19 protein-coding genes are annotated in these 24,683 nt (G+C 53.0%); 7 read left to right on the top strand and 12 right to left on the bottom strand.

Annotated features, from left to right (window positions below):
* Positions 1–54 precede the first annotated feature (54 nt).
* Entirely contained in the window at positions 55–573 is a 519-nt protein-coding gene (gene fabA / locus RDN66_RS03195) for a bifunctional 3-hydroxydecanoyl-ACP dehydratase/trans-2-decenoyl-ACP isomerase (RefSeq protein WP_035892401.1), read from the top strand.
* Between the two features lie 96 nt (positions 574–669).
* On the opposite strand, the gene rmf is transcribed toward fabA, so the two are convergent.
* The 6 genes from rmf to rlmKL all read right to left on the bottom strand — a co-directional run bounded on the left by rmf (position 670) and on the right by rlmKL (position 8,592).
* Positions 670–837, bottom strand: coding sequence for a ribosome modulation factor (rmf, locus tag RDN66_RS03190; RefSeq protein ID WP_035892402.1), 168 nt, complete (start codon positions 835–837; stop codon positions 670–672).
* Between the two features lie 260 nt (positions 838–1,097).
* Complete coding sequence (pqiC, locus tag RDN66_RS03185; protein WP_035892403.1) at positions 1,098–1,652, bottom strand: membrane integrity-associated transporter subunit PqiC; 555 nt, start codon at positions 1,650–1,652, stop codon at positions 1,098–1,100.
* Entirely contained in the window at positions 1,652–3,289 is a 1,638-nt protein-coding gene (gene pqiB, locus RDN66_RS03180) for an intermembrane transport protein PqiB (protein ID WP_202216124.1), read from the bottom strand. The genes pqiC and pqiB overlap by 1 nt, the downstream gene beginning before the upstream one ends.
* Before the next feature lie 4 nt (positions 3,290–3,293).
* Positions 3,294–4,553 (bottom strand): membrane integrity-associated transporter subunit PqiA, encoded by a 1,260-nt coding sequence (pqiA, locus tag RDN66_RS03175; protein ID WP_035892405.1) that lies wholly within the window; start codon positions 4,551–4,553, stop codon positions 3,294–3,296.
* A gap of 13 nt (positions 4,554–4,566) precedes the next feature.
* Positions 4,567–6,474 (bottom strand): ABC transporter ATP-binding protein, encoded by a 1,908-nt coding sequence (locus tag RDN66_RS03170; RefSeq protein ID WP_308537546.1) that lies wholly within the window; start codon positions 6,472–6,474, stop codon positions 4,567–4,569.
* A 12-nt stretch (positions 6,475–6,486) separates the two neighbouring features.
* Positions 6,487–8,592, bottom strand: coding sequence for a bifunctional 23S rRNA (guanine(2069)-N(7))-methyltransferase RlmK/23S rRNA (guanine(2445)-N(2))-methyltransferase RlmL (gene rlmKL / locus RDN66_RS03165; RefSeq protein WP_202216127.1), 2,106 nt, complete (start codon positions 8,590–8,592; stop codon positions 6,487–6,489).
* A gap of 98 nt (positions 8,593–8,690) precedes the next feature.
* Here rlmKL and RDN66_RS03160 point away from each other — a divergent pair, with 98 nt between their 5' ends.
* Positions 8,691–9,800 (top strand): YcbX family protein, encoded by a 1,110-nt coding sequence (locus RDN66_RS03160; protein ID WP_308537545.1) that lies wholly within the window; start codon positions 8,691–8,693, stop codon positions 9,798–9,800.
* Here RDN66_RS03160 and zapC read toward each other — a convergent pair.
* Positions 9,797–10,339, bottom strand: a complete 543-nt coding sequence (gene zapC, locus RDN66_RS03155; RefSeq protein WP_035892410.1) for a cell division protein ZapC — start codon at positions 10,337–10,339, stop codon at positions 9,797–9,799. The two genes, RDN66_RS03160 and zapC, sit on opposite strands and share 4 nt — an antisense overlap.
* 164 nt (positions 10,340–10,503) lie before the next feature.
* A complete protein-coding gene (gene pyrD, locus RDN66_RS03150) occupies positions 10,504–11,514 on the bottom strand; it encodes a quinone-dependent dihydroorotate dehydrogenase (protein ID WP_035892411.1) in 1,011 nt (336 codons plus the stop codon).
* A gap of 251 nt (positions 11,515–11,765) precedes the next feature.
* On the opposite strand from pyrD, the gene ssuE reads away from it, so the two are divergent.
* Positions 11,766–12,341 (top strand): NADPH-dependent FMN reductase, encoded by a 576-nt coding sequence (gene ssuE / locus RDN66_RS03145; RefSeq protein ID WP_035892412.1) that lies wholly within the window; start codon positions 11,766–11,768, stop codon positions 12,339–12,341.
* A 124-nt stretch (positions 12,342–12,465) separates the two neighbouring features.
* Here ssuE and pepN read toward each other — a convergent pair whose 3' ends face one another.
* Positions 12,466–15,078: an aminopeptidase N gene (gene pepN, locus RDN66_RS03140; protein ID WP_308537544.1), complete on the bottom strand. Its 2,613-nt coding sequence runs from the start codon at positions 15,076–15,078 to the stop codon at positions 12,466–12,468.
* Positions 15,079–15,342: 264 nt separating this feature from the next.
* Between pepN and pncB the strand changes: the two genes are divergently transcribed.
* From pncB to RDN66_RS03120, 4 genes are all read left to right on the top strand, one after another.
* A complete protein-coding gene (gene pncB, locus RDN66_RS03135) occupies positions 15,343–16,545 on the top strand; it encodes a nicotinate phosphoribosyltransferase (protein WP_035892414.1) in 1,203 nt (400 codons plus the stop codon).
* A gap of 167 nt (positions 16,546–16,712) precedes the next feature.
* A complete protein-coding gene (gene asnS / locus RDN66_RS03130; RefSeq protein WP_035892415.1) occupies positions 16,713–18,113 on the top strand; it encodes an asparagine--tRNA ligase in 1,401 nt (466 codons plus the stop codon).
* A 609-nt stretch (positions 18,114–18,722) separates the two neighbouring features.
* Positions 18,723–19,901 carry a porin gene (locus RDN66_RS03125; RefSeq protein ID WP_115074628.1) on the top strand — a complete coding sequence of 393 codons (1,179 nt, stop codon included), beginning with the start codon at positions 18,723–18,725 and terminating at the stop codon, positions 19,899–19,901.
* Positions 19,902–20,084: 183 nt separating this feature from the next.
* Positions 20,085–21,275: an amino acid aminotransferase gene (locus RDN66_RS03120; RefSeq protein WP_035892417.1), complete on the top strand. Its 1,191-nt coding sequence runs from the start codon at positions 20,085–20,087 to the stop codon at positions 21,273–21,275.
* Positions 21,276–21,359: 84 nt separating this feature from the next.
* Here the strand turns inward: RDN66_RS03120 and RDN66_RS03115 are convergent, their stop codons facing one another.
* The 3 genes from RDN66_RS03115 to ldtD form a co-directional block, all read right to left on the bottom strand.
* A complete protein-coding gene (locus tag RDN66_RS03115; RefSeq protein WP_035892418.1) occupies positions 21,360–22,007 on the bottom strand; it encodes an MBL fold metallo-hydrolase in 648 nt (215 codons plus the stop codon).
* A gap of 65 nt (positions 22,008–22,072) precedes the next feature.
* Entirely contained in the window at positions 22,073–22,624 is a 552-nt protein-coding gene (locus RDN66_RS03110; RefSeq protein ID WP_123651308.1) for a YcbK family protein, read from the bottom strand.
* Positions 22,625–22,808: 184 nt separating this feature from the next.
* On the bottom strand, positions 22,809–24,593 hold the full coding sequence (ldtD, locus tag RDN66_RS03105; RefSeq protein ID WP_202216130.1) for a L,D-transpeptidase: 1,785 nt from the start codon (positions 24,591–24,593) through the stop codon (positions 22,809–22,811).
* Positions 24,594–24,683 lie beyond the last annotated feature (90 nt).

Here is a 24,683-nt window from a genome sequence, read left to right as displayed (position 1 = left end):
GTACACGTGTTAGCTATCCTGCGTCCCGAACTCAAAATAAGGCTTACTTAAAACATGGTAGATAAACGCGAATCCTATACTAAAGAAGATCTTCTTGCCTCTGGTCGCGGTGAACTGTTTGGCGCTAAAGGCCCGCAGTTGCCAGCTCCGAGCATGCTGATGATGGATCGTGTCATTTCAATGACCGAAACCGGCGGCAACTTTGACAAAGGTTTTGTTGAAGCTGAACTCGATATCAATCCAGATCTGTGGTTCTTTGGTTGCCACTTTATCGGCGATCCAGTAATGCCAGGCTGTCTGGGTCTGGACGCAATGTGGCAGTTAGTTGGTTTTTACCTCGGCTGGCTGGGCGGTGAAGGCAAAGGCCGTGCGCTCGGCGTGGGTGAAGTTAAATTCACCGGTCAGGTTCTGCCAACCGCGAAGAAAGTGACCTATCGTATTCACTTCAAGCGCATTGTTAACCGTCGTCTGATCATGGGTCTGGCGGATGGTGAAGTACTGGTGGATGGTCGTCTGATCTACACGGCTAACGATCTGAAAGTGGGCCTGTTCCAGGACACTTCTGCATTCTGATACTGCTTGTCGTTAGAGGATCTAACGACGGATAAGCGTTGAGAATTTCAAGGCGAAACCTCCGCTATGCGGAGGTTTCTTTTTAAAGAGACAGTGTCAGGCGACTACCGCCCTGTCCTCCATGGCTTCTCGCCAGCCTCCCAGCCAGTAAGACCTCTGGTTAATGGTCTGGTATGGACACATTTCTTTTGGCCGCCCGGTAATCCCGGCCTGATACCCACGCTGATGTGCCCGCTCCAGGCGATCTCGTTTTTGTCTCTTCATGCCTCGTTTCCCTCATATCTTGGTCTGGTGGAAAAGAAAACAGTGGTTACAAAGTGTGCAGCCACACAATACGAATACCGCTAAATAATCTTCCCGTCAATGCGCAGAATTCATACCAATGTCATATTTGTGAGCTACTCAGAAGATCATTTGTACAAAAAATGTGAAGTGGGTTAAGTAAGCAATTGAGCGTAGGCATAAAAAAACCGCCGAGGTTTTGCACCGTCGACGGTCTTTAGAACTATTAATTCTACTTATGGTTAGCGATTGATGGTCTGAGCTATCGAGGTCGCTTCCTGACTCCAGGCCTGCGCCAACACTTTCACCATCGCGTCATAACCATCCTGCTGCTGCGCCAGTTCAATATGGAACGGGCGTTTAGTCAGCTGCCCTTGATGGTTAAGCAACCATTCACCGCTCACTATCACTTTACCATCGTAACGCCCATGGAAGCCGTTAACCGAGACGTTGAGCGTATCCTGGTCGCTGCCTAACGGTTGCGAGGAGACCACCCAACCCGGTAGCTGATTGCTGAGGTTCGCCACCAGCGTGGTTCGCAGCTGCTGATCCAGCGGGCTTGCCCACAGATTATTGCTGGCAATCACATACTGTACGTCGCTGGTCTGATAGACCACACCGCTGCCTGCAAGGAAATCAGGGATGTTAACCTGTTCCACCCACAGCAAACGTTGGCTGGAGCTCGCGCTATTTTGCACCGTCCCCGTTGCTTGCGGCAGCTGGTAGTAGGTCTTATTCTCCGTGCTGCTACAGGCAGCTAACAGACACACCGCGGCCAGAACTATCCACTTTTTCATTATTTCGCCCTCTTAGGCTCTGGATCTTTTTTATCCTTCGCTTCGAACACCAGCGCGTTGCTCTTCTCATTCAGCGTTTTCAGCACCGGCTGCAGTTCACGCAGAACCTGATCCAGACGCTGCATGTCGCCCACCATCTTGTTATAAGCGGCGGAACCCGGCTGGAAGCCCTGCATACTGCGGTTAAGCTCAAGCAGCGTTTTCTGCATGTCGGCTGGCAGCTGCTGTGCTGACTGGCTGGCGGTAATATTATTCAGATTATCCAGCGTAGTCTGCAGACGGCGCATAGTGTTCTGGCTTTCGCTCAGCGTATTCGTCGCCTGCTCAACCATTGGGGTCAGCGGCAGGTTGTTGATCTTATCAAGCGTATCCATCAGGCGCTGCTGGATCTGCGCCAGACCGCCGCTGACGGTCGGTACTATCATATGACCACCAAACTCACGCATGCCGGTCACTGGCGGATCTTTTGGATAAAAATCAAGGTCAACGTAAAGCGCACCCGTCACAAGGTTACCCGTTTTCAGCGCACCGCGCAGACCACGTTGGATAAGGCTCGTTAAGTGAGCGCCAACATCAGGTTGTTCTCCAAGCTCGCTCGCCAAACGCTCTGGTTCAATGCGAACCAGCACCGGAATACGATAATCGTCGTTCAATGCCTGACGTAAGCCCGGCACAAAATAAGGCACCTGCGCCACGGTTCCAAGACGAATACCGCGGAATTCGACCGGTGCGCCAGGCTGCAACCCGCGAACAGAGTCTTTAAAGAACATCAGATAATCGATGTGCTCGGTATACAACGAATCCTGGATACTTTTCTGATCGTCGTAGAGTTTGAACTCCGTTTTCTCAGCAATTGGCTGGCCCAGGTCGACGCCTTCCGGCACGTCAAAGCTGACGCCACCGCTAAAGAGCGTCGACAGCGATCCCATTTCTACGCGCATCCCTGCGGAGGTCAGGTCGACCGCTACGCCGCTGTCTTTCCAGAAACGTACGTTGCTGGTAACCAGTCGATCGTTTGGCGCGCTGATAAACAACTGATAGCTGATAGTACGGGTCTGCGAGTCAAAAGTACTCGTCTCAACGGACCCTACACGATAGCCACGGAACAGCACCGGATCGCCCGGACTGAGCTGCCCTGCTTTTTTACTATCAAGCAGCACACGGATACCTTTTGCATCTGGTGGTGCAAGCGGCGGTGAATCCAGAAGCTGATAGTCATTCGGTGCAGAACCTTTAGTTCCTGGCTGCAGCTCGATATAAGCGCCCGACAGCAGTGTTCCTAATCCACTGATGCCTTCACGGCCAATCTGCGGCTTCACCACCCAGAATACTGAGTCTTTATGCAGCAGCTTTTCCATGCCCGAATTCAGTCGCGCTTTAATTTCAACGTGCGTGAGATCGTCGGTCAGCGTGGTGCTTTCGACAATGCCAACGTCCACGCTGCGGCTCTTGATCGTTGTTTTACCACCTTCAATACCTTCAGCATTGGTGGTGATAAGTGTCACCTCCGGCCCCTGATGGCTGTAGTGATAAAATAAGATCCAGGCCCCAATCAGCGCCGTGACGATCGGGAAGATCCAGACGGGAGACCAGTTTTTCACTTTCTGCACCTTTGCCTCCCCACTCTTGGTTTCCATGCTTTTACGACTCCTCATGGCTTGATTCAGGTTCCCGATCCCACGAAAGACGCGGATCAAATGTCATTGCCGAGAACATGGTCATTATGACGACCAGCGCAAACATCAGCGCACCAATCGCCGGATAGATATTCATTAAGCCCCCAATACGTACCAGGGCTGAAAGTACTGCGATAACAAAGACGTCGATCATCGACCAGCGACCAACAAACTCCACCACTTCATAAATCAGGTGCATTCGTTCGCTGTCCCGATGTTTACGCTTCATGCCGTTCGCATCCAGACATAGCCAGGCGATGGCGATCATCTTCAGCGTCGGCACCATAATACTGGCGAGGAAAATGACCATCGCCACGGGATACGACCCTTCACTCCACAGCAACACGACCCCGGCAAGAATGGTCGACGGCATCTTATCGCCCAATAAATCGGTAATCATGATAGGCAGAATATTGGCTGGGAGATAAAGCAGAATCGATGTCACCAGCAGCGCCATCGTCCACTGCAGACTGTTTTTGCGCCGGACGTGGCCTTTGCTGTGACAGCGCGGGCACTCAAGCTGGTCGGCCGGTAAAATCGCCGTACAGCACGCGCAGGAGCGTAACCCCTGACGAATGCCGGTCACGCCGGGTTTCAGCGGCTGTTCAAGTTTTGGCATCGGGGCAATATCGTCCCACAGCCAGCGACGATCAACGCATTGTAAGGTACGCAACTGTAACAGGCAGAAAAGGCACCAGGGCAAGAAGCTGCTGCCGACACCAATATCGCCGTAAGCCATCAGCTTCACAAAGCTCACCAATACCCCGGCGAGGAAAATTTCCGCCATCCCCCAGGTTTTTAGCGTGAACAGAATGCGCGCCAGAACCACCTTCAGCCGGAGCGGCATACGCACCCGGTTAACCAACAGTAGGATGGTTATCAGACAGAATGCAGGTACCAACTGGACAAACAGCAGGAAGAAAGTGCCAAGGCTGGCGTAGTCTTCCGAGAACATAACACCCGGGATTTCCAGCAGCTCAATTTCACTACTGACCCCCGCCACATTCATACTGATGAAGGGAAACAGGTTCGCCAACACCAGCATAAAAAGCGCGACCAGAACATAGGCCGTCGGACGCTGACGGGGCTCATCCCACGCGGTGGTTAGCGTCGTACCACAGCGTGGGCAGTTCGCCTTATGTCGGTGTTCAAGGTGCGGCAACGCCACCAGCATGTCACATTGTGGACATAGGATATGCTGCGCAGCATGATGTTGATCGCACATGAATACTCCTCAATCAGGCGCCGTTTTTTAATGCTTCGAGATATTCCCACCGCTCAAACGCTTCTTCCAGCGCTTGCTCAGCCTGAGCCATATCGGCCAATACCTTTTGGGTATGGTCGTGAGGCTGGCTGAAGAAGGACGCATCGGCAACTTGAGTCTGTAACGCCTCAAGGTTCGCTTCCAGCGTTTCCAGCTTCTGCGGTAGCTGCTCTAATTCGCGCTGCAGGTTATAGCTTAGTTTGGCACTGGCTCGTTTGACAGTTTCTGCTTTTGGCTGAGCTACTTCCGCGCTTTTTTTCTCGGTCGTCTGTTTTTGCGCCCGTGACTGCGATTGTTGACCGCGCGCGTCGTGATAGCCGCCGACATATTGACCAATACGGCCTTCACCTTCGAAGATCCAGCATTCGGTCACGGTGTTATCAACAAACTGACGATCGTGGCTAACCAGCATGACGGTACCCTGGTAACCATCAATCAACTCTTCAAGCAGTTCGAGCGTTTCGACATCCAGGTCGTTGGTTGGTTCATCAAGAATCAACAGGTTACTTGGCTTCAGGAATAATCTTGCCAGCAGCAGGCGGTTACGTTCACCACCGGACAGCGCACGAACCGGGGTCATCGCGCGTTTCGGGTGGAACAGGAAGTCCTGCAGATAGCCCAGCACGTGGCGAGGCTTACCGTTAACCATCACTTCCTGCTTTCCTTCGGCGAGGTTGTCCATCACCGTTTTATCCGGGTCCAGCTCAGCGCGGTGCTGATCGAAATAGGCCACTTCCAGCTTGGTGCCGACGTGAATACGCCCGCTGTCAGCTTCTAACTGGCCCAGCATCAGCTTCAGCAACGTAGTTTTACCGCATCCGTTCGCGCCAATCAGCGCAATTTTGTCGCCGCGTTGAACCTGCGCCGAGAAGTCTTTCACCAGCACTTTGCCGTTAACCTGGTAGTTAACGTCTTCCATCTCGAAGACGATTTTGCCGGAGCGAGATGCTTCTTCGACCTGCATTTTCGCGCTACCCATCACTTCACGGCGAGCGCTGCGTTCGTTACGCATCGCTTTCAGCGCGCGCACGCGGCCTTCGTTACGGGTACGACGTGCTTTGATGCCCTGGCGGATCCACACTTCTTCCTGTGCCAGCTTGCGATCGAACTCGGCGTTTTGCAGATCTTCAACGCGCAGCGCTTCTTCTTTCTCCAGCAGGTACTGGTCGTAGTTACCCGGATAGGTCACCAGCTTGCCGCGATCGAGATCGACAATACGGGTCGCCATATTGCGGATAAAGGAACGGTCGTGGGAGATAAAGATAATCGTACCTTTGAAGGTCTTCAGGAAGCCTTCCAGCCAGTCGATAGTTTCAATATCCAGGTGGTTCGTCGGTTCGTCGAGCAGCAGTACGCGTGGCGCGCTAACCAGCGCACGACCTAATGCGGCTTTACGCAGCCAGCCGCCGGACAACGCCGCCAGCTCCATATCCGGCTCCAGGCCCAGCTGTGCCAGCACTTCGTTGATGCGGTTTTCCAACTGCCACAGACCGTGGTGATCCAGCTGTTCCTGAACCTTCGCCAGCTCCTGCAGGTTTTTATCGCTTGGATCGGTCATCACCAGGTGCGAGATATCATGATAGCGTTTGAGATATACCGCCTGCTCTTCGATACCTTCGGCGACAAAGTCGTAGACGCTGCCCTGCACGTTACGTGGTGGATCCTGCTGCAGACGCGCCACAACCAGATCCTGTTCGTAAATAATACGACCGTCGTCCAGACCCTGCTCACGGTTGAGGATCTTCATCAGCGTGGATTTGCCCGCGCCGTTACGGCCGACCAGACAGACGCGCTCGTTATCCTCGATATGCAGCTCTGCATTATCAAGAAGCGGCGCATCGCTGAACGACAGCCAGGCACCATGCATACTAATTAATGACATTCTTTATTCCTTTCAGGCCGCGGTAATCAGCCAGCAGTTGTGGATCTGACGGTTACGGGCGAAATCCTGAGACTGTGTTTTTTGGGTAATATCTTGTGCTTTCAGTCCCAGTTCAGCCAGACCATCGTGGTCCATACGGAAACCGCGTTTGTTGTTGGAGAACATGATGGTGCCGCCTTTACGCAGCAGACGTTTCAGATCTTTCATCAGACGCCGATGATCGCGCTGAACGTCAAACGCATCTTCCATACGTTTGGAGTTTGAGAAGGTGGGTGGATCGATAAAGATAACGTCGAACTGTTCATCGGTATCGCGCAGCCACGCCAGCACGTCCGCCTGCATCAGACGATGCGCGCGACCGGTTAAGCCGTTAAGGCGCAGGTTACGCTCCGCCCACTCCAGATAGGTACGCGACATATCCACGGTAGTGGTCGAACGCGCGCCGCCCAGACCCGCGTGCACGCTAGCGCTGCCGGTATAGGAGAAGAGGTTCAGGAAGTCTTTGCCTTTACTCATCTCACCCAGCATGCGGCGGGCAATGCGGTGGTCGAGGAACAGACCGGTATCGAGGTAATCGGTCAGGTTGACCCACAGGCGCGCGTTGTATTCGCTCACCTGCATGAAGTCGCCCTTCTCGTTCATCTTCTGATACTGGTTTTTACCCTTCTGACGTTCACGGGTTTTCAGCACCAGCTTGTTCGGCGCAATACCGAGCACGGCGATGGTCGCGGCGATAATATCAAACAGACGCTGACGCGCTTTATTGGCATCGACGGTTTTTGGCGGCGCATATTCCTGCACCACTACCCAGTCGGCGTAGCGGTCAACGGCCACGTTGTATTCCGGCAGGTCAGCGTCGTACAGGCGGTAGCATTCAATCCCTTCCTGTTTCGCCCACTTTTCGTATTTCTTCAGATTTTTACGCAGACGGTTGGCGTAATCTTCTGCCAGAGAAGCAGGCTTCTCGCCAGTGGTTTCGGTCAGATGGTAGTTTTTCTGTACGCAGTCCAACGGGCCGTTTTTGGCTTTAAACTGACGCTCAGCGCGCAGCTGCAGGCAGCTTAACAGCTCAGGAGAAGCGCTAAACAGCGACAGGTTCCAGCCGCCAAAATGGTTTTTCATATTGCGGCCGAGCAGGCTGTGCATCGCAATCAACGCCGGTTCACTTTCCAGACGTTCGCCGTATGGCGGGTTGCTGATAACGGTACCGTAAGGGCCTTTCGGCAGCGGATTGGTCAGCTGCGCCACGTCTTTCACTTCAAAGGTGATAAGCTCGCCAATCCCCGCACGGCGGGCGTTGCTTCGCGCCAGCTCAACGACACGGCTGTCGATGTCGGAACCAAAGAAGCGAGATTCATAGGCGGCAAGGCCGGCACGGGCGCGAGTCTGGGCGTCAGCTTTGACCTCTTTCCAGACCGCGTCGTCATGCTGTGCCCAACCGCTGAAGCCCCAATGGCCGCGATGCAGCCCTGGTGCACGGTCAGTCGCCCACATTGCTGCTTCAATCAGCAGCGTGCCGGAACCACACATTGGGTCGAGAAGCGGCGTGCCCGGCACCCAGCCGGAACGCATGACAATAGCGGCCGCCAGGTTCTCTTTGATCGGCGCCATACCGGTACGATCGCGGTAGCCGCGCAGGTGTAGGCCTTCGCCGCTCAGATCGAGAGAGATATAGGCGGTCTCTTTGTTGAGGCGTACGTTAATACGCAGATCCGGATTGTCGCGATCGACGTTAGGACGCGGTAGATTTTTGCGCGTAAAGGCATCGACGATCGCATCTTTTACCTTCAACGCACCATACTGGCTGTTACGAATGCTATCGTTCAGGCCGCCGAAGCTCACCGCAAAGGTAGCATCCGGGGTGAAGATAGCGGTCCAGTCAATAGCCTGTACGCCAAGGTAAAGATCGAGATCGCTCCAGACGCTACATTCTCCCAGCGGCATCATGATGCGCGACGCCATGCGGCTCCACATCAGGCTTTTGTACAGAAGCTGCGTATCGCCCTGGAAATGGACGCCGCCCTGGGCAATCTGGCACTCTTGGGCGCCCAGGCCTTCCAGTTCAGTTTTTAACAGCTCTTCCAGCCCACGGGCCGTACTGGCAAACAGAGAATTCATATCGTCACTTTTACTCGCAGAAAATTGTTGCGCATTATAGCCAATCTGCGCCCCATGTCATAAAGTTAAAGGCTTATTTTCGACTCAGGGACAGCGTTGTGGCTACATTATCGCGGCTTTTTATACATCCGGTGAAATCTATGCGCGGCATCGGGCTTACGCACGCCTTTGCCGATATTAGCGGGATGGCGTTTGACCGCATTTTCATGATCACCGAGCCTGATGGCACCTTTATTACCGCCCGTCAGTTCCCGGCGATGGTGCGCTTTACCCCTGCGGTCCTTCACGATGGTTTACACCTCACCGCGCCCGACGGCAGCAGTGCGTTAGTCCGTTTTGCGGATTTCATCGGTCAGCCGTCGCCAACCGAAGTTTGGGGCAACCATTTTACCTCGCGTATTGCGCCTGACGCCATCAATCAGTGGCTCACGCCGTTCTTTAAACGCGATGTCCAGCTTCGCTGGCTGGGTGATGACCTCACCCGTCGCGTTAAGCGCCACGATGCGGTGCCGCTCTCATTCGCCGATGGTTTTCCGTTCCTGCTCACCAACGAAGCTTCGCTGCGCGACCTGCAACAGCGCTGCCGCGCCAGTGTTCGCATGGAACAGTTCCGCCCTAATCTGGTGGTCACCGGCGCGCAGGCCTGGGAAGAAGACAGCTGGAAGACGCTACGCATTGGCGACGTGGTCTTCGATGTCGTGAAGCCATGCAGCCGCTGTATCTTCACTACTATCAGCCCAGAAAAAGGGCAAAAACACCCGGCAGCAGAACCACTGAGCACGCTACAGTCATTTCGCACTAACCCCGCCAACGGCGATGTGGATTTCGGTCAAAACCTGATTGCCCGCAACAGCGGCGTGGTTCGCGTGGGCGATGAAGTGGAAATTCTCACCACCGGCCCGGCCATCGTGTACGGTGCAGGGAAAAGCGACGAGGCGCTGGCCCCGCAGATGCAGCGGGATGCGCTCGTGGAGATTGACTGGGAAGGCAGTACCTTTACCGGGAATAATCAACAGATCTTACTGGAACAGCTAGAGCAACAGGGTATTCGCGTCCCCTACTCCTGCCGGGCGGGTATCTGCGGCAGCTGCCGCGTGACGCTGCTGGACGGAGAAGTGAGCCCGCTGAAAAAGAGTGCGATAGCTAACGATGGTACGATTCTTAGCTGTAGCTGTGTGCCGAAAACCGCACTGAAGCTGAAGCTTTAAACCGCCTGTTCCAGGCTGTAACCGTCCAGCCCCGGCTGAGGTTGCAGCCTGTCGTTCATCACTTTGATAGGGTCGCCAAGCTGCATAGTGCGCCCGGCCAATACAAGCCCAGGCTGTGCTAGCAGGCATAGCGCGGCGTTTTCGCCTGGCTCAACCACCAGCAAATTCACCTGGCTGTCATCGTCACTTAACCAAACGGCTGCAGCATCACCGGTCACCGGAGACCAGCTATCTTCATGCGCGCGGAAATGCCAGCTCTTCGGCATTTGGGGTTTGAGGAAGCGAATGGCGACGAGGGCATTAAGAATCAGCTCAGCACGATGTTCTTTCGAGAGCACAAGGTCACGGCATTTTTCTTCAAAGGAGAAATAAAGCGCGGCATCGTCAACGCAAAAACCGGTTGGCGCAAAAGCATCGGGCGTTAACATTCGGCGAGCAAAACGCGAACGAAACAACATACCATTGGCTAAATCGAGCATCATTCGATCGTGCTCTTCATCATAATACCAACGCCAGTTATCATCAGGTTTAATTCGCATTTTTCTCTCCCATCATATTCGCATCCAATGCATTGTCTGTTCTTCCGCTGCGTTACTTTGCCTTAAATAATAAAAGACCAATATGTTTAAATAAGCAACAATACGGGAATATAATGCAACCAGGGCCGGAAATAAAGCCCTGGATCACAATACTGGGAAAAATACTAGATGTGGGTAACGATTTCTTTAATCAGCGGCGGGCCTTTAAAAATAAAACCGGAATAAATCTGTACCAGAGACGCACCGGCTGCCATCTTCTCGCGCGCGGCAATCACCGAGTCGATACCGCCAACGCCAATAATAGGTAATTGGCCTTTTAATTCGGCTGACAGCATACGAATAATTTCGGTGCTCTTTAATTGTAATGGACGACCACTTAAACCACCCATTTCATCGCAATTTTTCATCCCCTGAACCAGAGAGCGATCCAATGTGGTATTGGTCGCAATCACCCCATCAATATTATGGCGAACTAAACTATCGGCCACCTGGATCAACTCTTCATGAGAAAGATCCGGCGCGATCTTCACCGCCACTGGAACATATTTATGATGCTTTTGTTCAAGTTCAGATTGCTTATTTTTAATACCGGAAAGGAGATCGTCAAGCGCATCACCATATTGCAGCGTACGCAGCCCTGGGGTATTTGGTGAGGAGATATTAATCGCAATATAGCCCGCATAAGCGTAGATTTTTTCCATACAAATCAGATAGTCATCTTTGCCCTGCTCTACTGGCGTATCTTTATTCTTACCAATATTAATACCCAGAATTCCGTCGAAATGCGCTTTTTTTACGTTCTCGACCAGGTTATCAACACCGTGGTTATTGAAGCCCATGCGGTTGATCAACCCTTCGGCATCGACCAAGCGGAACAAGCGTGGCTTGTCGTTACCCGGCTGTGGACGCGGCGTGACGGTTCCAATCTCAATAGAGCCGAATCCCATCGCCCCTAAGGCATCAATACATTCGCCGTCTTTATCCAGACCTGCGGCCAGACCCAGCGGATTTTTAAACGTCAGCCCCATGCAGGTCACCGGTTTTTCCGGTACTTTTTGACGCACGAGTGCTTCCAGCGGGGTGCCGGTGACGCGACGTAATTGTTGGAACGTTAATTCATGAGCGCGCTCTGGATCGAGCTGAAAAAGTGCTTTACGAACGAAGGGATAGTACATGAACTCTCCTGGATTCCCGGTGTGCAAACCGGGGGCGTATTATGTGCGATAACGCTCAAAAATGGAATTGACCTATGGCAAAAAAAACGCAATCGTTTTCCCGCTATTCAACCCCTACGTCACTCCGCATATGCATTTTCTGGTAATTCATCATCAGAAAAAGTATTTCGCCTTGGGTTTCCCCTCTGACACACTGATGCAAATGTTATCAATTTTAGATTAATGTTTGTTTTTAGTTATAAGGAGAGACCATGCGCGTCATTACTTTAGCAGGCAGCCCCCGTTTTCCTTCTCGCTCCAGCGCCCTGCTGGAGTATGCCCGGGAGAAACTCTCTGCCGCCGACGTTGAAGTTTTTCATTGGCATTTGCAGAACTTCGACCCCGAAGATTTGTTTCACGCCCGCTTTGACAGTCCCGCGCTGCAAACCTTAACCGAGCAGTTGGCGCACGCCGATGGCTTGATTATCGCCACGCCGGTCTATAAGGCATCGTTCGCTGGCGCATTAAAAGCGCTGCTGGATCTGCTGCCTGAGCGTGCGCTTGAAGGCAAAGTCGTGCTGCCACTGGCAACCGGCGGCACGGTGGCGCATATGCTGGCGGTGGATTACGCCTTGAAACCAGTGCTCAATGCGTTGAAGGCCCAGGAGATCCTACAGGGCGTCTTTGCCGATGATAGCCAGGTGACCGATTATCAGCATAAGCCCCAGTTCAGCCCGAATCTGCACACGCGACTGGACAGCGCGCTGGAGACATTCTGGCAGGCATTGCATCGGCGGGACATCCAGGTTCCCACGTTAAGTGCCGCACGACTCACCGAACATGTTTGATAAAAAAAACGCCGCAGGGATAACCCAGCGGCGTTTTTGTTTGTATCGATAAAGTAGCCCGGCCGAGCAACGCGACGCCGAGAAAATCCCGGAGTCGGCGTTAACGCCTCGTCCGGGCTACGTATCAGGCTAATGCTTTCGCAATCTTCTCGTACAGATCGCCGGACAGGTTTTCCAACCCTTTCAGCTGTTCCAGCGCGGCACGCATTAACGCCTGACGCTTCGCATCGTAACGTTTCAGGCGGATCAACGGCTCAATCAGACGCGAAGCCACCTGCGGGTTTTTGCTGTTCAGCACGGTGAGCATTTCTACCAGGAACTGATAGCCGCTACCGTCTGCCGCATGGAACGCCGCCGGGTTGCTGCCCGCAAAGGCACCAATCAGTGAACGAATACGGTTCGGGTTATTCATGCTGAATGAGCGGTGGTTCAGCAGCTTACGTACCGTTGCCAGCACGTCATCCGCCGGGCTTGTTGCCTGCAGAATCAGCCATTTATCCATCACCAGCCCGTCATGATGCCATTTGTCATCATACTCTTGCATCAGCGCGTCGCGGCATGGCAGTTCAGCCGCCACGGCAGCAGACAGCGCCGCCAGCGCATCCGTCATGTTATCGGCATTATGGTACTGATCGCTCACCAGCTTATCGCCAAGCTCACGGTCACCAAACGCCAGGTAGCGCAGGCAGGTATTGCGCAGCGAACGCTTGCCAATGTCGGCATGCTCTACGCGATAGCTGTCGAGCTTGTTGACGTTATAAACCGCCAGACATTCATCGGCCAGTTCAGTCGCCAGCGTACGGGTCAGCGCTTCGCGCACCGCGGCAATGGCGATAGGATCGATAATCTCGAACAGTTCGGCAATTTCGCTCGTTGATGGCAGCGTCAGGATTTCAGCCGCCAGCGCCGGGTCAATGTGCTCATCAAGCAGAATCGCGCGGAACGCGTCGGCCACGTGGACCGGCAGCGACAGCGGCTGGCCCTGCTGATGGCGGGCAACGTTCAGCTTGATATAGTTTGCGAGCAGGCTCTGCGCCGCATCCCAGCGAGAGAAGTCATTACGTGCATGACGCATCAGGAACGTCAGTTGCTGATCGCTCCATTTATATTCCAGTTTCACCGGCGCTGAGAATTCACGCAGTAACGATGGTACCGGCTGGAAGTAGACGTTATCGAAAACAAAGGTCTGCTCGGCCTGGGTCACATTCAGCACGTGATGCACCGGGTGCCCGTCTTTCTGCAGCGGGATCACTTTACCTTCGTTATCGTACAGTTCAATGTCGAACGGAATATGCAGCGGGAATTTTTCATCCTGCTCAGCGGTCGCTGGCGTACGCTGACGGATGGTCAACGTATACTGCTCGGTTTCCGGGTTGTAGTCGTCATGCACGCTGACAATCGGCGTACCGGCCTGGCTGTACCAGCGGCGGAAATGAGACAGGTCAACGTTGGACGCGTCTTCCATCGCCTGCACGAAGTCATCACAGGTTGCGGCGCTGCCGTCGTGACGTTCGAAGTACAGCTGCATGCCTTTCTGGAAGTTGGTCTCACCCAGCAGGGTGTGCAGCATGCGGATAACTTCTGCCCCTTTCTCATACACCGTCAGGGTATAGAAGTTATTCATTTCGATAACTTTGTCCGGACGGATTGGGTGCGCCATCGGGCTCGCGTCTTCCGCAAACTGCAGGCCGCGCATGGTGCGCACGTTACTGATGCGGTTCACGGCGCGTGAACCTAAATCAGAGCTGAATTCCTGGTCACGGAAAACGGTTAGGCCTTCTTTCAGGCTCAACTGGAACCAGTCGCGGCAGGTAACGCGGTTACCGGTCCAGTTGTGGAAATACTCGTGGCCAATCACGCGTTCAATGTCGAGATAGTCTTTATCCGTTGCGGTATCGGTACGCGCCAGCACGTATTTGGAGTTAAAGACGTTCAGCCCTTTGTTCTCCATCGCGCCCATATTAAAGAAGTCGACGGCGACAATCATATAGATGTCGAGGTCATACTCGAGGCCGAAGCGATCTTCATCCCACTTCATGGAGTTTTTCAGCGAGGTCATCGCCCACGGCGCGCGGTCCAGGTTGCCGCGGTCAACGAACAGCTCCAGCGCCACTTCACGACCAGAACGCGTTTTGAAGGTATCACGCAGTACGTCAAAATCACCGGCTACCAGCGCAAACAGGTAGCATGGTTTTGGGAACGGATCCTGCCACTGTACCCAGTGACGGCCATTTTCCAGCTCACCCTCGGCAACGCGGTTGCCGTTAGAGAGCAGGAACGGATATTTGGTTTTATCAGCGGTAATTTTGGTGGTAAAGCGCGCCAGCACGTCCGGGCGGTCAAGATACCAGGTAATGTGGCGGAAGCCTTCTGCTTCACACTGGGTGCACAGCGCTTCGCCAGACTGATACAGCCCTTCTAACGCCGTATTCGCCGCTGGGCTGATTTCATTCACAATCTTCAGCGTGAAACGTTCTGGCAGGCCAGCAATAACCAGGTAGTTATCTTCTTCTTTATAGTTGTCCCACGGCTCGCCGTTAACGTGAAGGGAGATAAGGGTTAAATCTTCACCGTTCAGACGTAGCGGTACATCAGACGCTGCGTGGCGGGAAACCTGGCTTTCCGCGGTCACGATGGTTTTTGCGGCATCCAGGTCAAAGGCCAGGTCAATATCACTAATCAGGTAGTCCGGCGCACGGTAGTCGTGGCGGTACTTGGCTTGGGGCTGTTGTGTCATAAAAAACCTTTAGCATCTTTTGTAAATGTCACCTCCAGTCTATTCCTGTTGTGTTAAACGCGCTACGCAGAATCTTCATCTTTTCCAGTCAAATAGGGAAAAATGATACATTTGCGTAACACACCGCACAAAACGCCATGGTGACTCTTCGTGCCTTATGGTGTGATCGGGGTTCAATAAATCGATAAACAAGGTATACTCCAGCGATTCTCCCCTGTTGTTTATTGTACTAAACGCTCCTGTGAGAGGATGCTACTGCGCACCATGACACAATTCGCTTCTCCTGTGCTGCACTCGCTGCTAGACACAGATGCCTACAAACTGCATATGCAGCAGGCTGTGTTTCACCACTACTACGACGTAAACGTAGCGGCTGAATTCCGCTGCCGTGGTGACGATCTGCTGGGCATTTATGCTGACGCTATTCGCGAACAAGTCGAAGCCATGCGTTCACTCACCCTGCAGGATGACGAATACCACTGGCTCTCCGGACTTCCTTTCTTTAAACAGGATTACCTGAACTGGCTACGTGATTTTCGCTACGATCCGCAGCAGGTCACCGTCACCAACGATAACGGCAAGCTGAATATTCGCCTTGAGGGCCCGTGGCGCGAAGTTATCATGTGGGAAGTCCCGCTGCTGGCGGTGATTAGCGAGATAGTTCATCACTACCGCTCGCCGGAAAACGGCGTGCCACAGGCGCTGGAAATGCTGGAGCGTAAGCTCGTCGACTTTAACCAGTTGACTGCCGACATTGATATGTCCGCTTTCAAGCTGATGGATTTTGGTACCCGCCGCCGCTTCTCCCGTGAAGTTCAGGAGGCCATTGTGGGCCGCCTGCAGCAGGAATCCTGGTTTACCGGCACCAGCAACTACGACCTGGCGCGTCGTCTGTCGCTCACCCCAATGGGGACGCAGGCGCACGAATGGTTCCAGGCGCATCAGCAAATCAGCCCCGATCTCGCCACCAGCCAGCGCGCCGCCCTGGCCGCCTGGCTTGAAGAGTATCCAGACCAGCTCGGCATCGCATTAACCGACTGTATTACTATGGACGCCTTCCTGCGTGATTTTGGCCCGGAATTCGCCACCCGTTACCAGGGGCTGCGCCATGATTCTGGCGACCCGTTTGAGTGGGGCGAGAAAGCCATTAAGCACTATAAAAAACTCGGCATCGATCCGCTGAGTAAAGTGCTGGTGTTCTCTGATAACCTCGACTTAACCAAAGCCGTCGAGCTATATCGCCATTTCTCGTCGCGCATCAATTTGAGCTTTGGCATCGGTACCCGCCTGACCTGTGATATTCCTCAGGTTAAACCGCTAAATATTGTTATTAAGCTGGTGGAGTGCAACGGCAAACCGGTGGCAAAACTCTCTGACAGCCCAGGTAAAACTATCTGTCACGATAAAGCGTTTGTTCGCGCTTTACGTAAAGCATTTGATCTTCCGCAGATCAAAAAGGCGAGTTAATCACCAAAGGGAGCCACATGGCTCCCTTCTTCTTTATTTATTTCTGAAAACAGCCCTTCTCGATGCTAATTCTGCTTGTCTGATAGAAGATGACAGGTAACATAGATATCCCCCCGCCGTTCCGGGGAAAACGATTTTTTTATTGGACTACGAATAGAGAGACTATTATGAGCGTTGTGCCTGTAGCCGACGTACTCCAGGGCCGCGTAGCCGTTGACAGCGAAGTCACCGTGCGCGGCTGGGTACGTACCCGCCGAGATTCAAAAGCTGGCTTTTCCTTCCTCGCCGTCTATGACGGTTCCTGCTTTGATCCTGTACAGGCCGTTATTAATAATTCTCTGCCCAATTACAATCAGGAAGTGCTGCGTCTGACCACCGGCTGCTCCGTGATTGTCACCGGCAAGATCGTCGCCTCTCAGGGTCAAGGTCAGAGCTTTGAAATTCAGGCTTCCAGCATTGAAGTGACCGGCTGGGTTGAAGATCCGGACACCTACCCGATGGCGGCAAAACGCCACAGCATCGAGTATCTGCGTGAAGTCGCGCATATGCGTCCACGTACCAACCTGATTGGCGCAGTTGCCCGCGTACGTCATACGCTGGCGCAGGCGCTGCATCGTTTCTTCGATGAGCAAGGTTTCTTCTGGGTTTCTACCCCGCTGATTACCGCTTCCGATACCGAAGGCGCAGGTGAAATGTTCCGCGTTTCCACGCTGGATATGGAAAACCTGCCGCGTAACGATCAGGGCAAAGTCGATTACGACAAAGATTTCTTCGGCAAAGAAGCCTTCCTGACCGTTTCCGGCCAGCTGAACGGCGAAACCTATGCCTGTGCGCTGTCGAAAATCTACACCTTCGGCCCAACCTTCCGCGCGGAAAACTCCAACACCAGCCGCCACCTGGCAGAGTTCTGGATGCTGGAGCCGGAAGTGGCATTCGCTGATCTGGAGGATAACGCCCGTCTGGCAGAGGCGATGCTGAAGTACGTCTTCAACGCTGTGCTGACCGAACGCGCGGACGACATGAAGTTCTTCGCTGAGCGCGTAGATAAAGATGCCATCGACCGCCTGGAACGTTTCGTGACCGCCGATTTCGCGCAGGTGGATTACACCGATGCCGTGACCATTCTGGAAAACTGCGGTAAGCAGTTTGAAAACCCAGTCTACTGGGGCGTGGATCTCTCTTCTGAACACGAACGTTATCTGGCCGAAGAACACTTCAAAGCGCCGGTCGTTGTGAAAAACTATCCGAAAGAGATTAAAGCGTTCTATATGCGCCTGAACGACGACGGGAAAACCGTTGCCGCAATGGATGTTCTGGCTCCGGGCATCGGCGAAATCATCGGTGGTTCTCAGCGTGAAGAGCGTCTGGACGTTCTGGATGCGCGTATGGCTGAAATGGGTCTGAATAAAGAAGACTACTGGTGGTACCGCGACCTGCGTCGCTACGGCACCGTTCCACACTCTGGCTTTGGTCTGGGCTTCGAGCGTCTGATCGCTTACGTTACCGGCGTGCAGAACGTTCGTGACGTTATCCCATTCCCAAGAACGCCACGCAGCGCTACGTTCTAAGTTTATTGTCTGCTAAAGGCCAGCCATCGCGCTGGCCTTTTTTTGCCGGCAACTGTAAAGAAACCTTTTTTAAATTTAACAAAATTAAACATCAACCCCCTCCCTGGTGACGTTTGTTACAACCCATGTCATTGCAACAACTCTGTACGAAATTTAGCCTATAAACTATTGCAGTTCAGATTTCACTAATCCCTTAGCATATTTATTGAACAAACACACAGCTATCCGGATGGCTAAAAATGGCCATAGCAAAAAGTTTGCGTCGCATACATTGGTGATAAGAAAAGGTGTTATACAAATAAAAGATAAGAAATTCATATTGATAGATAAGGAACGGTTCAATTCTCCCGCACCTGTATCAGAACTTTGAGATAGTTCACAAAGTTCCTTAAAATTCACAAAATGTTACACATAATTTCTTTTGCTTACTCATTCTCGATGTTTGTAGCATTTTCAGGCTGGCGGAAGAACGTTTTGGATGGAAAGATGCCTCTCAGACACATAAAGACACCAAACTATCATCAATAGTTCCGTAAATTTTTATTTACGGAAGTAATTGGCGGCAGTGGCGAGTGTCTATAAAAAAAAACCTAATGAGGGTAATAAATAATGATGAAGCGTAATATCCTGGCAGTGGTAATCCCTGCCCTGCTGGTAGCTGGCGCAGCTAATGCTGCTGAAATCTATAACAAGAATGCCAACAAACTGGACTTCTACGGTAAAGCAGTTGGTGAGCACATTTGGACCACCAACGGTGACACCGCCAGCGACGACACCACCTATGCACGTATCGGTTTCAAAGGCGAAACTCAGATCAACGATCAGCTGGTGGGTTACGGTCAGTGGGAATACAACATGGACGCCTCCAACGCGGAAGGCTCCCAGGGCACCAAAACTCGTCTGGCGTTCGCTGGTCTGAAATTTGGCGATGCGGGTTCTCTGGACTACGGTCGTAACTACGGCGCTATCTACGACGTCGCAGCTTACACCGATATGTTGGTTGAGTGGGGCGGCGACTCCTGGGCTGCTACCGACAACTTCATGAACGGTCGTTCTTCCGGCCTGCTGACCTACCGTAACAACAACTTCTTCGGTCTGGTTGATGGTCTGAGCTTCGCGCTGCAGTACCAGGGTAAAAACGAGCGCAGCAACCCAGTAGTTACCACCTTCAACTCTGACGGTACCGTTAAAGATGTTGGTTACGGCGGTAACGGCGCAAAAGCGAATGGCGACGGTTTCAGCACCTCTGCACAATATGACTTCGGCAACGGCATCGCGCTGGCCGCAGGTTATGAAGTTGCAGACCGTACCAACGACCAGGTTAACCCAGGCAGCACCACTGTTGCTGGCGTAACACACACTTGGGCAAGCGCTGGCGGTAGCAAAGCAGAAGCATGGTCTACTGCTGCTAAATACGACGCGAACAACGTCTACGCTGCAGTAATGTACGCTGAAACCCTGAACATGACTCGCGAGCCAGACAACAACTTCGCGAACAAAACTCAGAACTTTGAAGCTGTGGTTCAATACCAGTTCGATTTCGGCCTGCGTCCATCCATCGGCTACGTACAGTCTAAAGGTAAAGACCTGATCGCTCGTGGCGATTTCAAAGGCGGCGATGCTGATCTGGTTAAATACATCGAAGTGGGTACCTGGTACTACTTCAACAAGAACATGAACGTCTACGCGGCGTACAAGTTCAACCTGCTGGACGACAACACTTACTCAGCTGAATCCGGTCTGGCGACCGACGATCAGGCTGCGGTTGGTATCGTTTACCAGTTCTAATCAGCACACCCTCTTTGTAAATGCCTAGAAAGCAGGACCTCGGTCCTGCTTTTTTACGTTCCTAAGATGAAGATCGTATCTTTTGAAAACCTTCGCGCTTTTAGTCTCTAACGGTTGGCATTTTGTAAATCTACCGTTAACCTGATAGCGGATTTCCCCCGAACTTATAAATGGAACCTCGTCATGTTTGAGAACATTACAGCCGCCCCTGCCGACCCGATTCTGGGCCTGGCCGATCTGTTTCGTGCCGATGACCGCCCGAGCAAAATCAATCTCGGGATTGGTGTATATAAAGATGAAACCGGGAAGACGCCGGTTCTGACCAGCGTAAAAAAAGCTGAACAGTATCTGCTGGAAAATGAAACCACCAAGAACTATCTCGGCATTGATGGTATTCCTGAGTTTGGCCGCTGCACGCAGGAACTGCTGTTTGGCAAAGGTAGCCCTATCGTTAGCGATAAGCGTGCTCGCACCGCGCAAACCCCAGGCGGTACCGGCGCACTGCGCGTCGCGGCGGATTTCCTTGCTAAAAATACCGACGTGAAGCGCGTTTGGGTCAGCAACCCTAGCTGGCCGAACCACAAAAGCGTCTTTGGTGCTGCGGGCCTCGAAGTACGTGAATACAACTATTACAGCGCAGAAAAACATGCGTTAGATTTCGACGCGCTGCTGGCAAGCCTGAACGAAGCCCAGGCGGGCGACGTTGTGCTGTTCCACGGCTGCTGCCATAACCCGACCGGCATTGATCCAACGCTTGAGCAATGGCAACAGCTGGCTCAGCTTTCTATTGAAAAAGGCTGGCTGCCGCTGTTTGACTTCGCTTACCAGGGCTTTGCCCGCGGTCTGGAAGAAGATGCAGAAGGTCTGCGCGCGTTTGCAGCACTGCACAAAGAGCTAATTGTGGCGAGCTCCTATTCCAAAAACTTTGGTCTCTATAACGAACGCGTGGGTGCCTGTACGCTGGTGACCGCGGATGCGGAAACTGCCGATCGCGCATTCAGCCAGATGAAAGCCGTTATTCGCGCCAACTACTCCAACCCACCGGCTCACGGTGCATCCGTTGTCGCAACCATTCTCAGCAACGATGCCCTGCGCGCTATCTGGGAACAGGAGCTGACCGATATGCGTCAACGCATTCAGCGCATGCGTCTGCTGTTTGTGAATACGCTGCAAGAAAAAGGTGCCAACCGCGACTTCAGCTTTATCACCAAACAGAACGGTATGTTCTCCTTCAGCGGCCTGACCAAAGAACAGGTTCTGCGTCTGCGTGAAGAATTTGGCGTTTACGCCGTGGCCTCTGGCCGCATTAACGTTGCCGGGATGACCCCAGACAACATGGCACCGCTGTGCGAAGCTATCGTCGCCGTGCTGTAAAATTCGAGTAGCCCGGCCGAACGAAGTGACGCAGGGCTACCGGATAGACATAAAAAAGGCCGCATCAGCGGCCTTTTTTATTATTTACCAGACAGGAAGTTCATCCTGCAGGAACGGGTTATGTTGACGTTCGTATCCAATCGTCGACATCGGCCCATGCCCGGCAATAAACTTCACGTCATCGCCAAGCGGCAGCAGTTTACGCTTAATCGCATCAATCAGCTGCGCGTGGTCACCACGCGGGAAGTCGCTGCGCCCTACGCCGCCTTTAAACAGCACGTCGCCGGAAATGAGCAGTCGTGCCTCGTTATCAAAAAACACGACGTGTCCCGGCGTATGGCCAGGGCAGTGCAGCACCTGTAACTTCACGTTGCCTACGCTGACGGTGTCGCCCTCGTTAAGCCAGCGATCTGGCGTCAGCGGCTGACAATCGTCAAGGCCAAACATCCGGCTTTGCGCCGGCAAACCCTGCAACCAGAATTCATCTTCTTTTTCCGGCCCGATAACCGGCACACCATAATGCTGAGCCAGTTCAGCCGCCGCACCCACATGATCGAGATGACCATGGGTCAGCAAAATTTGCTGCAACGTCACGCCAGCTTCGGCGACCTTCTGTTTGATGGTTTCAGCATCACCGCCGGGATCGACCAGGGCCGCCAGTTTGGTTTGCTCACACCAAATCAATGAACAGTTTTGCGCGAACGCCGTGACCGGAATAATACGATAATTCATGCTGCTCCTGTTTATACTCATCACCGCTCAGATACATCAGTGAACCTGAACTGTCGGGCGTAGAGTTACCAGTGCCGAACCGGACCGGTATCAATATGCACAAAGTTGCTACGAGGGTAATATCCTACACCACCTGCGCGCATAGATAACGCTGCTTTGCGTATATTACTTAACGAAATCCCTTCAATATGGAAATCCATTGCCTGACCTTTCGTGTGGTAGCTCTTTTTCGCTACCCCACTGCTGTGCGCTCGCAACTCATTATTGGTATCGATGGAACGATATCCGGAGATTAATTGCACAGGCTTATTTGTTCCTAATAATCCCTGAAGGCGATAGAGCTGATCAAACAAAGAAGGATCGATGCTCTTTATTTTATTCGCGCGATAGTCACGGAAAAAATGGTTTAGTTTTGCTAATTCATCCTGAATATAGCCTCGGCCGTCAAAAAATTCGGCTTTTAGCAACTCACCCGTATGTAGATTACTCAACGTTAAAATACGCGGACGAGGGGTCGAGAGGGTCGCAAACGCGGGCGTGGGTAAGATGGCGGCAGCGCCCAGCGCAACCCCACCTAACGCCAGCAGTTTGCGGCGATTAGCGTCAAATTTGTCCATGATAATCAGGTCTACAGTCAGTAAATGTGATCGAAATATATGCACTTCTGGCGCACGTCTTGCACCTTACCGGGCATCAAAGCCAGCGTCAAGGCGGCCTGTAGCGCAGAAAGGCCAACCCCAGACATTCGGGGCTGGTCCCTACGCTTTTTATTCGACAACTACATTACCTGAACTACTTCATTTATCTGATTAATTGTTCCGCTTTTGGCAAAATTTGTGCGCCGGATCGCGCCGTAACGTCGTAATTGTAAATATCTGTTCGATATTGTGTCTGACCATCAGCGCCAACAAAGGCGGTCAGATAATAGAGATTAACCGGAATATTCTGCCGGATATTAACGTAACGGGTATTACCTTCCTTCAACGCATCAGATATACGCGTGTCATTCCAGCCGGCATCCTGTAACAGCATATTTGCTAAATCAGATGCTTTATTAACCCGCACGCATCCGGAACTTAATGCCCGAGCATCTTTCTGGAACAGATTATGGTTAGGCGTATCATGCAGATAAATAGCGTCTGAGCTTGGCATATTAAACTTATAGCGGCCCAATGAGTTATGATCTCCCGGCGCCTGCTGGAAACGGAACGGCAAATTCGACGGCGTGATCGTTGACCAGTCCACGCGCCACGGATCGATGGCTTCTTTACTGTTCCAGCCGCGCAGCACGGTATAGTTATGGCGTTCCAGATAACCTGGGTCATTGCGCAGCTTTGGCAGAATGTCATTGCGTGCCAGCGTCGGCGGTACGTTCCACGGCGGGTTGACGACCACATTGTTCAGCGCGCTGCTCATCATCGGTGTTTTGCGATCGGGACGACCGACAATCACGCGCGAGGCCAGCGCTTCATTACCGTTCAGGTAATAGACCAACGAATATGCCGGAATATTCACCATAATCCCGGTAGAGACTTTCCCAGGAAGCAGACGCAGACGCTGAATATTCAGCGCCAGTACGCCAGCACGCTCGGCAGAAGAGACGTTCAGCCAGTCGCGAGTTGAGGTACCAATAACCCCGTCAGCGCCGAGACCTTGCGCCGCCTGGAACCGCTTAACCGCATCAACCAGTTGACGGTCATAGGCCGCAGGCCCGCTTTTCGCCACTTTTTTTGTTTTGCCGACGTTATCACCCGGCAACGGGATCGCCGGACTGGTATCCAGCATGCCATTACGCTGGAGGATTTCACGCAGTGCCGGAACATCACTGCTCCATTGACCTGGTCGTAATGACGCCGTCGACGTCAGCTTAGGCCAAGGGCGGGTATCCCCCACCAGCGCTAACAGCGCCTGATGCATCGCCGCATACTGCGGATGCTTCGGTGCAAGTGAGGCAATAAACGGCACCAGCGAACCATTATCCAGCGCCGTCTGCCACTTGTTCATCACCGACAGCGGCGGTGTCGCCAGCGTGTAAGGTTTATCGCTGTACAGCCAGCGATTACCCTGAACCGGGATACCGCTGATAAAATGCAGATAGCCCATCAGCGCATCAGAGAGCACGACATCGCGCGCCATGCCGCTGACGTTAGGATTAGTGAGCAGTTCAACCCATTGGGTAAACTGTGGCTGGAAACCGGCGATGGCCACTTCCGCAAGCTGCTGCTGGAAAGCGCGAACCGCCTCGCGGTTCTCCCACATCGGTTTCATCTCGCGGGCAGCGTAGAGCGTTACCAGCGGGTTCATGTAGACGGGTTGGTAGCCAGCGGGCAGTATCGACTGGATCTCAGCACGGCTTTTTGCCGCTGCGCCGTCCGCCAGTGGCTTAGTACCGACAAGGTTTGCCATCACAGGCGATTGCGCGCCCGGCTGGAGCAGTACCGGAGAAGGTTCTGCAGGCAGTGCGCTACTGTCAGACGGCACCAGTTCTGGCTCGCCTGCAACAGCCGTAAACAGTGGAGCAAACGCCATTGCCAGACACAAACTTACCGCTGACAACCGACGACCATTTTCTTTTTTCAGCAACATCCCTTGCCCCCTGTTAAATATACGAAGACCCGTAACGTGGGCTCACCTTCAGTATATAAAGACAAAAACTTTTTTGCCCGTTCAAATGTA

Origin of the sequence: uncultured Kluyvera sp. (assembly GCF_902485085.1) — a bacterium.
Classification (GTDB): Bacteria; Pseudomonadota; Gammaproteobacteria; order Enterobacterales; family Enterobacteriaceae; genus Kluyvera; species Kluyvera ascorbata.
This window is presented reverse-complemented; position numbering and strand designations above follow the sequence as displayed.

Excerpts from the sequence above, each read along its gene's own strand:
- fabA (WP_035892401.1), top strand. The coding sequence starts at position 55 with ATGGTAGATAAACGCGAATCCTATACTAAAGAAGATCTTCTTGCCTCT.
- rmf (WP_035892402.1), bottom strand. The coding sequence starts at position 837 with ATGAAGAGACAAAAACGAGATCGCCTGGAGCGGGCACATCAGCGTGGG.
- pqiC (WP_035892403.1), bottom strand. The coding sequence starts at position 1,652 with ATGAAAAAGTGGATAGTTCTGGCCGCGGTGTGTCTGTTAGCTGCCTGT.
- pqiB (WP_202216124.1), bottom strand. The coding sequence starts at position 3,289 with ATGGAAACCAAGAGTGGGGAGGCAAAGGTGCAGAAAGTGAAAAACTGG.
- pqiA (WP_035892405.1), bottom strand. The coding sequence starts at position 4,553 with ATGTGCGATCAACATCATGCTGCGCAGCATATCCTATGTCCACAATGT.
- RDN66_RS03170 (WP_308537546.1), bottom strand. The coding sequence starts at position 6,474 with ATGTCATTAATTAGTATGCATGGTGCCTGGCTGTCGTTCAGCGATGCG.
- rlmKL (WP_202216127.1), bottom strand. The coding sequence starts at position 8,592 with ATGAATTCTCTGTTTGCCAGTACGGCCCGTGGGCTGGAAGAGCTGTTA.
- zapC (WP_035892410.1), bottom strand. The coding sequence starts at position 10,339 with ATGCGAATTAAACCTGATGATAACTGGCGTTGGTATTATGATGAAGAG.
- pyrD (WP_035892411.1), bottom strand. The coding sequence starts at position 11,514 with ATGTACTATCCCTTCGTTCGTAAAGCACTTTTTCAGCTCGATCCAGAG.
- ssuE (WP_035892412.1), top strand. The coding sequence starts at position 11,766 with ATGCGCGTCATTACTTTAGCAGGCAGCCCCCGTTTTCCTTCTCGCTCC.
- pepN (WP_308537544.1), bottom strand. The coding sequence starts at position 15,078 with ATGACACAACAGCCCCAAGCCAAGTACCGCCACGACTACCGTGCGCCG.
- pncB (WP_035892414.1), top strand. The coding sequence starts at position 15,343 with ATGACACAATTCGCTTCTCCTGTGCTGCACTCGCTGCTAGACACAGAT.
- asnS (WP_035892415.1), top strand. The coding sequence starts at position 16,713 with ATGAGCGTTGTGCCTGTAGCCGACGTACTCCAGGGCCGCGTAGCCGTT.
- RDN66_RS03125 (WP_115074628.1), top strand. The coding sequence starts at position 18,723 with ATGATGAAGCGTAATATCCTGGCAGTGGTAATCCCTGCCCTGCTGGTA.
- RDN66_RS03120 (WP_035892417.1), top strand. The coding sequence starts at position 20,085 with ATGTTTGAGAACATTACAGCCGCCCCTGCCGACCCGATTCTGGGCCTG.
- RDN66_RS03115 (WP_035892418.1), bottom strand. The coding sequence starts at position 22,007 with ATGAATTATCGTATTATTCCGGTCACGGCGTTCGCGCAAAACTGTTCA.
- RDN66_RS03110 (WP_123651308.1), bottom strand. The coding sequence starts at position 22,624 with ATGGACAAATTTGACGCTAATCGCCGCAAACTGCTGGCGTTAGGTGGG.
- ldtD (WP_202216130.1), bottom strand. The coding sequence starts at position 24,593 with ATGTTGCTGAAAAAAGAAAATGGTCGTCGGTTGTCAGCGGTAAGTTTG.